At 59.5% G+C, this 13,931-nt stretch carries 12 protein-coding genes; 7 read left to right on the top strand and 5 right to left on the bottom strand.

The genetic code is table 11. The features are described 5' to 3' along the window. Position 1: 1 nt before the first annotated feature. Genes ACKUG4_RS20930 through ACKUG4_RS20940 form a run of 3 tightly spaced genes read right to left on the bottom strand, consistent with a single transcriptional unit; the run spans position 2 to position 3,217 of the window. Positions 2 to 580: a hypothetical protein gene (locus ACKUG4_RS20930; protein WP_064595487.1), complete on the bottom strand. Its 579-nt coding sequence runs from the start codon at positions 578 to 580 to the stop codon at positions 2 to 4. A 1-nt stretch (position 581) separates the two neighbouring features. Continuing rightward, positions 582 to 2,744 (bottom strand): xanthine dehydrogenase family protein molybdopterin-binding subunit, encoded by a 2,163-nt coding sequence (locus tag ACKUG4_RS20935; RefSeq protein WP_445434735.1) that lies wholly within the window; start codon positions 2,742 to 2,744, stop codon positions 582 to 584. A gap of 17 nt (positions 2,745 to 2,761) precedes the next feature. Further along, a complete protein-coding gene (locus ACKUG4_RS20940; protein ID WP_007956954.1) occupies positions 2,762 to 3,217 on the bottom strand; it encodes a (2Fe-2S)-binding protein in 456 nt (151 codons plus the stop codon). Positions 3,218 to 3,457: 240 nt separating this feature from the next. Between ACKUG4_RS20940 and ACKUG4_RS20945 the strand changes: the two genes are divergently transcribed. Further along, entirely contained in the window at positions 3,458 to 4,288 is an 831-nt protein-coding gene (locus ACKUG4_RS20945; RefSeq protein ID WP_445434736.1) for an alpha/beta fold hydrolase, read from the top strand. A gap of 35 nt (positions 4,289 to 4,323) precedes the next feature. Here the strand turns inward: ACKUG4_RS20945 and ACKUG4_RS20950 are convergent, their stop codons facing one another. Beyond that, positions 4,324 to 4,716 carry a GFA family protein gene (locus ACKUG4_RS20950; RefSeq protein WP_445434737.1) on the bottom strand — a complete coding sequence of 131 codons (393 nt, stop codon included), beginning with the start codon at positions 4,714 to 4,716 and terminating at the stop codon, positions 4,324 to 4,326. A gap of 110 nt (positions 4,717 to 4,826) precedes the next feature. On the opposite strand from ACKUG4_RS20950, the gene ACKUG4_RS20955 reads away from it, so the two are divergent. The 5 genes from ACKUG4_RS20955 to ACKUG4_RS20975 all read left to right on the top strand — a co-directional run bounded on the left by ACKUG4_RS20955 (position 4,827) and on the right by ACKUG4_RS20975 (position 12,403). Further along, a complete protein-coding gene (locus tag ACKUG4_RS20955) occupies positions 4,827 to 5,975 on the top strand; it encodes a GGDEF domain-containing protein (RefSeq protein WP_445434738.1) in 1,149 nt (382 codons plus the stop codon). 38 nt (positions 5,976 to 6,013) lie between these two features. Further along, positions 6,014 to 6,685 carry a class I SAM-dependent methyltransferase gene (locus tag ACKUG4_RS20960; protein ID WP_445434739.1) on the top strand — a complete coding sequence of 224 codons (672 nt, stop codon included), beginning with the start codon at positions 6,014 to 6,016 and terminating at the stop codon, positions 6,683 to 6,685. A gap of 119 nt (positions 6,686 to 6,804) precedes the next feature. Next, the gene (locus ACKUG4_RS20965; protein WP_445434740.1) at positions 6,805 to 7,308 is read left to right on the top strand and encodes a VOC family protein; all 504 of its coding nucleotides are present in this window, start codon (positions 6,805 to 6,807) and stop codon (positions 7,306 to 7,308) included. A 35-nt stretch (positions 7,309 to 7,343) separates the two neighbouring features. Further along, a complete protein-coding gene (locus ACKUG4_RS20970) occupies positions 7,344 to 8,177 on the top strand; it encodes an AraC family transcriptional regulator (RefSeq protein WP_236190623.1) in 834 nt (277 codons plus the stop codon). Positions 8,178 to 8,749: 572 nt separating this feature from the next. Then, entirely contained in the window at positions 8,750 to 12,403 is a 3,654-nt protein-coding gene (locus tag ACKUG4_RS20975; RefSeq protein WP_445434741.1) for a hypothetical protein, read from the top strand. A 1-nt stretch (position 12,404) separates the two neighbouring features. On the opposite strand, the gene ACKUG4_RS20980 is transcribed toward ACKUG4_RS20975, so the two are convergent. Further along, complete coding sequence (locus tag ACKUG4_RS20980) at positions 12,405 to 13,031, bottom strand: LysE family translocator (protein WP_445434742.1); 627 nt, start codon at positions 13,029 to 13,031, stop codon at positions 12,405 to 12,407. A gap of 141 nt (positions 13,032 to 13,172) precedes the next feature. On the opposite strand from ACKUG4_RS20980, the gene ACKUG4_RS20985 reads away from it, so the two are divergent. Next, positions 13,173 to 13,928, top strand: a complete 756-nt coding sequence (locus tag ACKUG4_RS20985; protein WP_445434743.1) for a type 1 glutamine amidotransferase domain-containing protein — start codon at positions 13,173 to 13,175, stop codon at positions 13,926 to 13,928. Positions 13,929 to 13,931: the final 3 nt, after the last annotated feature.

A 13,931-nucleotide genomic window follows, 5' to 3' on the forward strand; every position in this document is an offset into this window, starting at 1 on the left:
CTCATCCACCGGCCACCGGACACGGCCCGCCCGCATCGGCCCAGAGTTTGAACTGGGTCACGAAGATATCGTGCGGCACCGGCACCGGCGCGCGCCCTGCCCCGGGATTCCAGCCCCAGAGCACCAGTTTGTCCTCGCTGACGTGTTTGATCAGCGCGGCGAAATCGCGGTCACCGTTGCTGGCGCGGTCCTTGATCATTGCGCACAAACGATCCGGCGGCAGACCGATCCAGGCCATTTTGTGCGCGGCCGGCGGCAGGCTCCAGTGCGGCGCGCCCGGTGGCGCATGGGGGCCGTAACTGGCCGGCGGATTGCTTTCGGCGTGGCAAGTGGCGCAGGGCAAACCGGCGGCGCCCTTGCCGTCCATGCCGCGCACCACGTTCATCGCGTGGGGGATGCCGGCGTCGAACTGCAACGGCGAATCACCGGGAATGTGGCAGTTCTGGCAGCGCGGGCTCTGGAAGACTTTCTGCACCGTGCCGAAAGCTTTCAAGGCGTCCTGATCGTCGGCAAACAGATCCGATGCGTAACCGCCCAGCCCAAGCAGAATCACCGTGCCCAACAACAGATGTCGTTTCATCTCACACCCCCGACATTTGCAGTGGCAGTTCCCGCAGGCGCTGCCCGGTCAGGGCGAACACCGCGTTGGCCACCGCCGGCGCCGTGGGCGGCACACCCGCCTCGCCGATGCCGCCGGGCTTCTCGCTGCTCGGCACGATGTGCACCTCGACCAGCGGCATTTCATTGAGCCGCAACACCTGATAGTCGTGATAGTTGGACTGCACGACATGGCCGTCCTTGAGCGTCAGTTTGCTGTGCAGCGCCATGCCCAGGCCGAAGGTGATGCACGACTCCATCTGCGCCGCGATGCTTTGCGGGTTGACCGCAATCCCGCAGTCCACCGCGCAGACCACCCGATGCACGCGGATCGCCAGATTGTCCTGGGACACTTCCGCCACCTGCGCCACATAGCTGCCGAACGACTCATGCACCGCCACGCCCAGCGCATGGCCGTCCGGCAGCGGGGCTTTCCAGTTGGCCTTCTCCACCGCCAGGTTCAACACGCCGAGATGCCGGGCATGATCCTTGAGCAGCGTTCGTCGGTACTCCACCGGGTCCTTGCCCGCCGCCGAGGCCATTTCATCGATCAGTGACTCCATGACAAACGCGGTGTGGCTATGGCCCACCGAACGCAGCCAGAGCACGTTAATCCCGGTGGTCGGCGAGTGCAGATCAACCTGATGATGGGCCAGGCCCTTGATGTACGGGCTGTCGGAAACGCCTTCGACCGACGTCTGGTCGACGCCGTTCTTGACCATGGTTTTCTCGAGCATGGTGCCGGCCATGATCGATTGCCCGACCAGCACATGCTGCCAGGCCAGCGGCAGGCCGTCGGCGCCGAGGCCGATCTTCGCCTGATGCAGAAACATCGAGCGGTAGTAACCACCGCGAATATCATCTTCGCGCGACCACACGGTTTTCACCGGCATCGCAGCAGCTTTGGCCACTTGCACCGCTTCGGCGACAAAGTCCGAGGTCGGGTTGGCTCGGCGACCAAAACCACCACCGAGAAATTCGGTGTGAATCTCCACCTGCTCCGGCTTGAGCCCGGTGATCTTGCCGGCAACCATCTGATCCAGCGTCTGGAACTGGGTACCGGTCCAGATCTCGCACTTGTCGGCGCTGATCTTCACCGTGCAGTTGAGCGGCTCCATCGGCGCGTGGGCCAGATACGGCACGCTGTATTCGACGTCGATTTTCTTCGCTGCCTTGCCGAAATTGCCCTTGGCATCGCCGGCCTGCGCCGCCGAGGTGCCCGGTGTAGCCGCCAGTTTGCGGAAACTCGCCAACAGCTTTTCACTGCTCAGATCAGCGTTCGGCCCCAGATCCCAATCGACCTTCAGCGCATCGCGACCGAGTTTCGCCGCCCAGTAATGCTCGGCGACCACCGCCACACCGGTCGGCACCTGCACCACTTTGTGCACGCCGGGAATCGCCAGGGCTTCTGCGCCCTCAAAGGATTTCACCGTGGCGCCGAACGCCGGCGCGCGCGCCACCATCGCGGTCATCAATCCGTCGAACTGCACGTCCATGCCGAATTTGGCGCGACCGGTGATTTTTTCCGGGGTGTCGAGGCGTTTGGTGGGTTTGCCGATGACTTTCCAGTCCTTGGCTTCTTTAAAGGTAATCGACTTCGGATCCGGCACCGGCAGTTGACCGGCGGCGTCCGCCAGCTCGCCGTAGGTGGCGCGGTTATCGCCGGCAATCACCACGCCGGCTTCGGTGCGGATCGTCGACGGCGCCACGTTGAAGCGCTTGGCCGCGGCCTCGATCAGCATCTGCCGTGCCGTGGCGCCGGCGAGCCGATAGCGGTCGAACTCCATCCAGGTTGAAGTGGAGCCGCCGGTAATCTGCATTCCGCCAAAACCGGGCATGCCGTAATCCGCCGCCGAGGCTGGCGAGTGCTCAACGCGAATCTTCGACCAGTCGGCGTCCAGCTCTTCGGCGATCAACATGGTCAGGCCGGTCCAGATGCCCTGACCCATTTCCGAATGGCCAAGCAGCACGGTAACGCTGTTGTCCGCCGCAATCCGCAGGAACGCGTTCGGCGCAAACACCTTGCCTTCATTCTCGGCCGCCATGGCAAAGCGGTTGCCGCCAGGCACCACGAACGCCACCACCAGACCACCGCCAAGCACGGCGCTGCCCTTGAGAAATCCGCGACGGGATACTGGACTGTTCATCACCCACCTCCCTTCGTTCAGCCGATGTCGGCAGCACGTTTGACCGCCGCGCGGATTCTTGGATAGGTGCCGCAGCGGCAGATGTTGCCGGAGAGCGCCTGATCGATATCGCTGTCGGTGGGTTTGGGAATTTTCGCCAGCAATGCGGCGGCGGACATGATCTGCCCGGACTGGCAGTAGCCGCATTGCACCACGTCCAGTTCGGCCCAGGCCTGCTGCACCGGGTGCGAACCGTCGCTCGACAGGCCTTCGATGGTGAGGATTTTCTGGCCATGGGCGACAGCCGTGGCCGGCGTGATACACGAGCGCAGCGGTGCGCCATCGACGTGCACGGTGCAGGCACCGCACTGGGCCATGCCGCAGCCGAATTTGGTACCGGTCAGGTGCGCGACATCGCGCAGGACCCAGAGCAACGGCATGTCCGCAGGGACATCGAGCTCCTGATCCTTGCCATTGATGTTCAAGGTCAGCATGGGGGATTTCCTCAGACTCACGGTGTTCTGAAGGGCGTTGCTACGGCCATCGTTGGCGGTGCGCGCCTCGGCTTATCCCTTTCAGCTAAGCGCATTTTGACCCGACGACCAGCCGCCGCGACCACCGGTCATCCGGCACCGTTCGGAAAATCATCGATCAGGGTGTCGTTTTTGCTCCTACAGTTGATACCGCTTGTCACCGCAAGAACTGCCCTTTCACACTTTCCAGGAGTCGCGAACATGGGATTTGTCACAACGAAAGACGGCGTCGAAATCTTCTACAAGGACTGGGGGCCCAAGGACGCCCCGGTCATTCACTTCCACCACGGCTGGCCGCTGAGCGCGGACGACTGGGATGCGCAGATGCTGTTCTTCCTGGCGCAGGGATTCAGGGTCGTGGCCCACGATCGACGGGGCCACGGGCGTTCGAGCCAGGTCTGGGACGGCCACGACATGGATCACTACGCCGATGATGTGGCGGCGGTGGTCAATCATCTGGGGACGCAGAAAGCCGTGCATGTGGGCCACTCCACCGGTGGCGGCGAAGTGATTCACTACATCGCCCGGCATGGCGAGGATCGGGTATCGAAAGCCGCGATCATCAGCGCCGTGCCACCGCTGATGGTGAAAACCGACAGCAGCCCCGGTGGTTTGCCCAAGTCGGTGTTCGACGATCTTCAGGCGCAACTGGCAGCCAATCGTGCGCAGTTCTATCGCGACGTGCCCAGTGGGCCGTTCTACGGCTACAACCGCCCCGGCGCCAATCCATCCGAAGGGATCATTGCGAACTGGTGGCGCCAAGGCATGATCGGCAGCGCCAAAGCTCACTACGACGGCATCGTTGCCTTTTCCCAGACCGACTTCACCGCTGACCTCAAAAGCATCTCGATTCCGGTGCTGGTGATGCACGGCGACGACGACCAGATCGTGCCCTATGAAAACGCCGGCGTGCTGTCGGCGAAACTGCTGAAAAACAGCACGCTGAAGATCTATCCGGGCTTCCCCCACGGGATGCCGACCACCGAGGCTGCGACGATCAACGCGGATCTGCTGGCGTTCATTCGCGGCTGATAGTGGCCGAGGTCAGGCGCCCTGCCTGACCCCGGCTATTCTTCGGTTCGCCCCGTTCTCTCGCGATCGCGCACGTAGTGTCTGGCCAATGGAAAGGCCGGTAGCCACGACTCGCGACGCACCGTCCACAGCTCGTAGGTGGGCTGGAATTGATCCGGTGCATCCAACGCACCCAGATTCACCTCGACTTCATCGCCACTGCGGCCGAACACCGACGAGCCACAGAGCGGGCAAAAATGTCGCCCCGCGTAGTCATGGGTCTCGCCGCTGATCGTCACCGCCACCTCGGGAAAGATTGCCGACGCGGCAAACAGCGCGCCCTGGTGTTTGCGGCAGTCAAGACAATGGCAAACGCCAACCCTGTAGGGTCGCCCTGACGCCTCGATCCGCACTTCGCCGCACAGACAACCGCCGGTCAATCGTTCCATGGGACACCTCTGCCTGAAAATGGAATATCCGGTGAGTGAAAATAGCAGCCCATTGGGGGAACGCTTACAATCGTGGCCCATTAACACTATCCAGGCAGACCTGTCCTTTCATGGCGCTCGATCCTCTCACGATGCTCACCATTTCCACCGCCCTGGCCGCGGCGGCCGCCCTGTATCTGGCGGTCGAATGGCGCAGTATCCGCGAATCTTCCCTGCTGTTCTGGAGCGCCGGTTTCGCCACCATCACCGTCGGCTCGAGCCTGGCCCTGTTGCGCGCCAACGGTTATCCGCTGATCGGCATCTGGTTCGCCAACGGTTTGCTGGTGGTCGCGCACTGGCTGTTTCTGCTGGGAGTCGCGCGGTTTACGCAGCGGCGGTTGTCGCGGGCATGGTACTTGATGTTCCTGCTCTGGCTGTCGTTGCTGCTGTTACCGGAAGATCCGTCGTGGTCGAAGATCATGCTGATGGCCAACTCGCTGCTGGTGGCCGCATCGATGCTGCGGGCCAGCCTGTTGCTGCGCCCTCATGGCAAGTCGTTGAGCGTCGGCGCGGTACAGTTGCGTTATGTGTTGCTGATCCACGGCGCGTTCTATTTCACCAAGGCGATCATCGCGGTGATTCCAGGCACGCTGATCGATCTGGCGTCGTTGCGCGGCGAAATCATTCAGATTTCCCTGGTAGAGGGCGCGATGGCGATCATGCTGATCGCGCTGTCGATGACCGGCACCGAGCGCTACCGGCGGGAAAAACAGATTGCCGAACTGGCCGCCCGGGACCCGCTGACCGCGCTGTACAACCGCCGCGCCCTGGAAGTCCGCGCACCGCGCCTGCTCGACGAAGTCTCCAGCACCCGCCCCGGCGCGCTGCTGCTGATCGACATCGACAATTTCAAACTGATCAACGACCTGTACGGCCACACCTCCGGCGACCGGTTGCTCATCGCCCTCAGCGAAATGATCCGCGCAGTACTGCCCAAAGGCGCACTGGCGGCGCGGTTGGGCGGTGACGAATTCGTGATGCTGCTGGGCGACACGTCCCACGCCCAGATCATGGATCTGGGCAGTGCGCTGCGTGAGCAGTTCCAGCAGATGACTTCCCAGAGCTACACCACTCCGCAAGCGGTCACTCTGAGTATTGGCGCCAAGGTGTTCGATCAACCACCGGCCAGCCTCGCAGCGCTGATCGAGCAAGGAGACAGCGCGCTTTACGAATCCAAGCGCGGCGGTCGCAACCGTATTCAACTGGCCGACTACACCTGACCTATCCTTGCCTGCATCCCGCGATCAAGGAGTCCGTCATGTCCTCGCCTGAATCCACCCTCCTCCAGAGCTGGCAGCACAACGCCCGGGCCTGGACCGAAGCCGTGCGCAGCGGCGCCATCGAGAGTCGCCGGCAGGTGACCGATCAGGCCATTCTGCTGGCGGTGATGGGGCGCCAGCCCGAACGGGTTCTCGATCTGGGATGCGGTGAGGGCTGGCTGTTGCGGGCGCTGGCCGAGCGCGGGGTCGACGCGTTAGGCGTGGACGGTGATCCGACGCTGATCGAGGCCGCGCGCGAGGCAGGATCATCGCCCGCGCAGGTCGCCAGCTACGAAGATTTGGTTGAGGCGAAGGTCGACATTGGCCGCGATTACGACCTGATCTGCGCCAATTTTTCCCTGCTGCATCAGGACATCATTCCGCTGCTCGCGGCGATGCATGCACTGCTCGTGCCGGGCGGTGCGTTGGTGATCCAGACGCTACATCCGTGGTCGGTGGCTGCCGGTGATTATCAGGACGGCTGGCGGGAAGAAACCTTCCACGGACTCCAGGGCGATTGGCAGCCGATGCCGTGGTATTTCCGCACCTTGTCCAGCTGGCTCAATGCGCTGGACATGGCCGGCCTGCAGTTAACCGGCCTGCGCGAGCCGCAGCATCCGCAAGGCCCGGTGCCGCAGTCGTTGCTGATGATTGCCGAGCGTCGCAGGTAAACCCCTGGAGCCTCGGCTTGATTCGCAGCAACCGACCATTCGGCCCGTTGCGCTGCCAGCCGAACACAGACTGACTACGCTATTAATCCAGCGTGTCCAACCTGCCGAGGATGACTGCCATGCAACGCTTTCAAAAGCTGACTCCGTGCCTGTGGTTCGACGATCAGGCGGAAGCGGCGGCTAAGTTTTACTGCTCGATCTTCGACCACTCGAAAATCACCGCCCTCACCCACTACAGCAAGGTCGGCCAGGAATTTCACGGCCGCCCGGAAGGCTCGGTGATGACCGTCAGTTTCGAACTCGACGGCCAGACCTTCACCGGGCTCAACGGCGGGCCGGTGTTCACGTTCAACGAGGCGATTTCGTTTCAGGTCAATTGCCAGAACCAGGAAGAGGTCGACCATTTCTGGGGCAACCTCAGCGCCGGCGGGCCGGTGCAAGCGCAGCAATGCGGCTGGCTCAAGGACCAGTTCGGCGTGTCATGGCAGATCGTGCCGGTGGCGTTCATGCACATGATGACCGACCCCGACCAGACCAGAGTCCAACGGGCAATGCAGGCCATGTTCGGGATGAAAAAACTCGACATTGCCGAACTCGAACGAGCCTTCGCCGGCCAGAGCTAATACACTCGGGCACTGGCCTGCCGAGAACTCCAACGATGAAACACGCTGCCGCCAAAAACTCCGAACAAGCCCCGCGCTTCTGGCGCGACGACGCCCTGCCCTTCATCGAAGCGCGGGCGATCGCCGACGGGCGTGAGGTCTGCTATTCACGACACTCCCACGCGCACTTTTCCATCGGTGCCATCACCGCCGGGCGCAGCACCTATGTGCATGAGCAATCCTCGTTCGAAGTGGCGGCCGGCACCGTGGTGCTGATGAATCCGGGGGACGTGCACGCGTGTAACCCGATCGGTGACCAGCCATGGTCGTATTTGATGTTGTATGTGGAAACGCCGTGGCTGACGGATCTGCAGCATCAGCTGGGGTTCAGTGCGGAACTTGAGTTTCGGCGGTTTTCCGATACCCATTTGAATGACGCCCGCCTGTTTCACGACTTGAATGCGTTGTACGGCGTGCTGGTCGACGAGCAGCAAGACGTGCTGCGTAAACAGAGTGCCGCGGTGGAGTTTTTCAGCGACCTGCAACTGCGCCTGAACCCGATTGAACCTCCATTGCGCGAACCGAACTTCAAACTCGAACGCGCCGCCGACTTTATCCGCCAGCACTGCACCGTGCTGCTCAGCCTCGACGATATTTGCGCGGCTGCCGAACTGTCACCGTCGTACCTGATCCGTGCTTTCAAACAGCACTTCGGCATGACGCCCCATGCGTTTTTGGTCAACCAGCGCATCCAGTTCGCCCGCGAGCGTCTGCGGCGCGGGCAGTTGATTGCGGATGTGGCGCTGGAGGCGGGGTTTGCCGATCAAGCGCATTTTCAGCGGGCGTTCAAGCAGCATTTGGCGGCTACGCCGGGGCAGTATCGGGGTTAACGCAAAAACGGCCCGCATGGCCATTTATCGGATCGTTCCCACGCGGACGGTTCGACGCTCGACGCGCAAACGCTGCGAAACCAAGGGAGATGGCAGCTGTACGCGGGTTTGCAGACCGGCAAACATAGAACCCGCCCCCAAGGCGCACAAGCCGGCGGATTCTGGCGATCGCGTAATAATGGCGCGCGGTGTCGCGGTTTGCCGGAAGCATTCTTAAATACCTTTAAACCGCCCCCTGCAACCCCGGTGTTGCACCACAGCCGATTGCTCCCCCCACCGTTTTTCAGGCCACTTCAAGTATGTATTTAAAGCGACTAACTGACTTTATCCAATCACGCTCATAAGTCTACATACCCGGAAAGATATACATATTTATCGCTAACAGCGCTCCAGACCTTTAAAAACAGCCTCTCCCCTCGTTCCCGCCACCATAAAGAAACACCTTGAACATTAATCCACGCCAACTTTTCCCTTAACTACTTATTCTAAAAACTCGCCACTTCATAAACACGACACTCAACAAGCGACGAATAATTCTATTTATTTCGCCGTTAGAGAATGGATTCCAAATCATGAAGCCAACAGACAACTACGCTTACGACTCCACTAACACACTTCAGAAAAAGACAGTAAGCCGGATAATTACAAACTTTATCGACGACAAATACGCTATTGAACGTCTCGCCTGGGCCTGGAACGAAATTCTTGTCCCCTGCGTGGAAGACAGCGCGCTTGACCAAACTCATCGTAGCGGAAAACTTTCGTTATCCATACTTCTGCGCCACGACGATTTTCTGTTTGTCCGCGCTCGACGCAGCATTCCGGACAACGCAATTTTTCTTCTGGATGAGAATGGGCGACTCTATTTCAGTTACCGAAACCTGGTCTCCGGTAACGACCGGCCCGCTACCACGTTTGTTTCTCCAAAAGAAATCACCATTGATGTCACAGGTCTGGGGGACTTCGATGGCAACCTCAAACTTCTGGCCAAGGTCGCCGCAGCAAGCGGTGGCTGGATCCTTACGGGAGATGAAGTTACCGTCGGTCAATGGTTGCGTTACAACGGATTGCAAGTCCCGGATAACGAACAGGACACTCGCAACTTGCTTGATCTGTTGAATTTTTCGACATTACCCGCCCCTCCGAAACATGGAAACTACTGGACATTACTGGACGCTCCCGAGGACTCGCCATACCAGCTTGAAGGAGACAACCGGGCAATCATTCTTGATCTGATACAGAGTGACACTCTGAATGTTGGAACCCTCGTAAATAGCCTGGGCGAACACTTGCTGATTGACAGCACGCCGGGCAATGGCGCGACAACAAGCAGCAACTATCGCCTGCAACAATTACTCGAAAATGCAGCTTCCCGGCATGGCCAGCGGTACCTTTCCAGGCTCGGTTGGGATACTGAAGAGACCGTAACAAAACAGTCGACTGAACTCTCAGAGCAACTGATGGTTGCCGCGATACTGTTCGACCTCGACCCGACGCTCGATAGCACCAATACCCACTTCGCCGGTTTCGATCTGTATTCCAAACGTTACTTCAAACAGCATCCGACCCAGGTTCGAACGGAACTGGAAGCGCATCTGATCAAGAACCTGCACGTCGCGCCTGCGCTCGCCCCGCTGGTATCGCAAATGATCCTGGCGGGCATGGCGCCGGAATATCTTTTTACCGACTGGCCGTCCAGCCTGCAGATGGGAACTCCGGCCTGGGTGATCGCTACGCAAGCTGTGCATCTGGTGGAAACTCTGACACCCGGTGTCAGCCGCCAATTGACCTATCAGCATCTGATGGGATTCAGCCAGTCGACGAAATCACTCGCGCCACTGGCGGCTTTGCAGGCCGAAGGCTCGGTGGATCCGGTGGTGACCTGGGCCTGGATGAACGAACTTATCAAGCGGGATGCGCAAGGCAACGTCAGCGCAAAAGAGATCGAGCACGCCATACGCGAATACGATCAGTACGTCGACATGATGCTGGAAGCTGCCGAACGATTTTCCAGGCCATTGCCCGACCGTAGACAACTGGCTCTGCAAGAATTGAGGTCACAGGAACGAAATTGCGACCCCAATGAACTGCTGGTGAAACATCGCGGCAGTGGCGGTGGTGCCGGCAGGAAAGTATCGGTGCTGGATCTTTACATGGGAGATGAGCTTCACACTCAAGATTGGGACCGAATCAAAGGCACCAGTATCTACAAATCGTTTCCGTCCCTGCCCTTTCTGTTTCCCGTCGCCGAACTTTATGAAACAGAAACATCCCGCAGCTTCAATGCCATTGTCGAAGGCCTGAGACGCAACGCCCAGATCGCCATTTCCAATGTGTTTCTACAGGATTCGGAATTTTTCAAACAAGCTGCAATTGGCGTTTACTGCGTTCAGAAAATCAACTACATACCCGCAAGAACCAACGGACGCGGTGGTGTCAGACCTGCCACCTACACCCCTGGCGAAATTGGGCGTTACGGCGTCATTTTGTGCGCACATCACAACCACACCATCAAATGCTTTGAGTTGTTTCCATTGCGCATGGAGTGTCGCTACAACCCGGATTTGACAAGTTTCTTTTCACCGCTGGTTTCCGGCGGTTTCTTCAATCTCGACAGCCGATTCGCCGATCAACGAGAAATGACAAAAGTTCCTGTCGATCTGAAGGCCTACTTAACGAACGTAGCCCCCTCGGTCGGCCTTAAAAGGAGAATCAACGTACGCAAGATCGGTGTGCTTGCTGCTGCCAGTGTCTACACCGATGACTACGATCCGATTCCCTCTTTCAGCTCTGAACGCATTGTGGCGCTTGCGCGCCTGATCGCCGAAAAGAACCCTTACATCACCGAAAGCGAAATTCACCAACTGGGTCTCAATCAAACCGTACGGGAAAAGGCGATTGAAAAGACCGATGCCATCTTCAACGTGATTCTCAACCTGATCATTCCCTTCAAGGGCTGCGTGGAAGGACTGAGCTCAGGGGATCCAAAAAAACAGAATGGTGCAATTTTCGACTGCATTGTCGATGCCGCCGTACTGGCGATGACCGTTTTCACTGCGCCTGTGGCGATCGCTGCCGCCGCCAGCAAAGCTGCGGCCATCGCCGGCAAACTGCTGTCCGCTTCGCGGGTTCTGGCAAAGACAGCCCTCAGCCTGTTCAATCCGTTATCGGGTTTGCCGCAACTGCTCAAGGCGGGTGGCAAACTGATCGGACGAGGGCTGACGAAACTGAGCGGCCATACGCTCTCACTGGCACATCAAGCCAAGCAGCAACTCAGGTTTCTGACCGGTGCCAACAGCTACGACCTGATCAAAGCCATTGAGCACACCGGCTCGGCTACCCAACTTCGAACGTCGCTGGATACCGTCGCTCACGCTCGAGCACTGTTCAAAAATGATCTCATAGAGGATGCGCATCAGGTTCTGCAGAAACTGCATGCAAACGACGCAAAACGATTGAGCAAGATTCCCGAGTCGGAGCTCGCGCACCTGTTGGAAAAGACATTGGGCGACATTGCGCGCCAGTCCGACGCGGCCCAGTCGTTGAAGAAAGTGCTGGATCCACAAGTGGTCGAAAGTCTGATCAGGCAACAGGCGAAAAAATATACGCTGGCTAATCTCCACCAGTTCAGCAATCACAAGACACTGCCCGAGTTGTTCGAAACGACGTTGACCATTGAATACAAAAACCTGCAGTTCATGCACAACCACCAGCGCACACTGCTGACCACGGATTTGGGCAAGGCGCCATTCGACAGCCTACTGGATGAACTGAAGTTCAATCCCGCTGGACTGACCGATAACACAGATCGCGCCGCGGCCTGGATTGTTCACGCATCCAGTTCTCGTAACGACGTCGATCGTGTGAAGGACCTTCTGCTCGAATTCAGCCGTAACAACAAGCCACTGAACGATCCGGCGGTATACGCCGAGCTGCACAAACGCATTGCTCCCAAGGATGCCGGCGGCTTGCGCAGTCCAACGGGGGAGGCACGCTATCCTTCCAATGTTTCAGGCGCAGCGTTGCTGGAACAACACGCCAAGGCTCTGGATCCTGCGGGTGAACATTTTTCCAGGCAGATGCTGGGAGCGATGCTCGGTTATCACAGCTTTGTCGATGGCAACGGGCGCACGGCGCGAGCGGTGTATGCGATTGCGGAGCTGCGCAAAAATCGCTTTCATCCTTTAGGTAAAGCGGCTGAAGACGCCCTGAGCGGACTGAACTGATTCAACCTGCAAATACCCGTGGGAGTGATTCCCACGGGGCTTGAGGCGCCAGCAGGTAAATCGCACTCACCGCCAGCAGCGATGCCATCACCCGGTTGAACAAGCGCATCCCCGCCGGGTTGCCGAGATAACCGCGCAAGAAGGTCCCGGCATATGCCCAACACCCCACCGACAGATAACAGATCACCAGATACACCGCCGCAAACTGCCACACCAGCCGCGCTTCGCCGTCAGCGACAAACGCGCCCATCCCCGCCACGCAGGCCAGCCAGGCCTTGGGGTTGAGCCATTGCATCACTGCGCCATAGAGCATTGATGGCGCACGTTTCGATTCGCCTGCACTCAACTGGCCGTCATCGGTGGCCAGTTTCCAGGCCATGAACAGCAGAAACGCCACCCCGGCCAGTTGCACCACACGGGTCAGTGACGGCCACAGTTTGAGCACTTCATGCAGCCCCAAGCCCATTAACACCAGCAACAGCACAAACCCCAGCGTCGCCCCGGCCACATGCCGTTGGCTGGCGCGGAAACCGAATTGCGCCCCCGAACTCAATGCCACGATGTTCACCGGCCCCGGAGTAATGGACGCGGCCAGGGCAAACGCCGCCATCGACACAATCAGACTCATCGCACACCTGCTTCAAATCAAGGAACAAGGCACCCACCGTAGCCAACACACACCGGACGGTATTGAAGGAAATTACCCCCGCACGCGCAGAACCACTACGCTCTGGCTATGCGACCACTTTGACCAGGAAGTCTGCCCGCGATGATTCTGATTCTGTTGCCCTCCGCCGATTACGACCCGACCGAAAGCAGCGTGCCCTGGGAGGCATTGCGCAACGCGGGCATCGGAGTGCGTTTCGCCACGCCACAAGGTTTGCCCGCCCACGCCGATCCACGGTTGGTGAACATCGGTTTCGGCCTGTTGAATTCGATGCTGATGACGCGCAAAGCCGATCTGGACAGTTACACGCAGATGATCGAGTCCGAAGCGTTCAGGCAGCCGCTGGCGTATGCCGATGTCGATACGAGCCAATTTGAGGGTCTGCTGATTCCCGGCGGCCACGCCAAAGGGATGCGCACGCTGCTCGAATCGACGCAGGCTCAGCAGATCGCCCTGCAATTTTTCAAGGCCGAAAAACCCGTGGCGGCGGTGTGTCATGGCGTGCTGTTGCTGGCCCGGACGCTCGAGCCCGATACCGGGCAGTCGGTGTTGTTCGGGCGCAAAGTGACGGCATTGCTCGCGGCAACCATGGAGTTGCCGGCGTGGCTGATGACGGCTGCCTGGCTGGGGCGCTACTACCGCACCTACAAGCAGACCGTCGAGGCGGAAGTGAAAACCGCGCTGGCCAGCAAAGCCGACTTCAAACGCGGGCCGCTGATCGCCAAGCGCGATTGTGCACAGAAACTGCAATCAGGATTTGTGGTGCGCGACGGCCAACTGCTGACGGCGCGCTGGCCCGGCGACTGCCATCGATTCGCCGCCGAGTGGGTGGCCATGTTGCAGCCACCCGAGCGCTGATCC

This window comes from Candidatus Pseudomonas auctus, from assembly GCF_048654275.1.
Taxonomy (GTDB): Bacteria; Pseudomonadota; Gammaproteobacteria; order Pseudomonadales; family Pseudomonadaceae; genus Aquipseudomonas; species Aquipseudomonas pharyngis.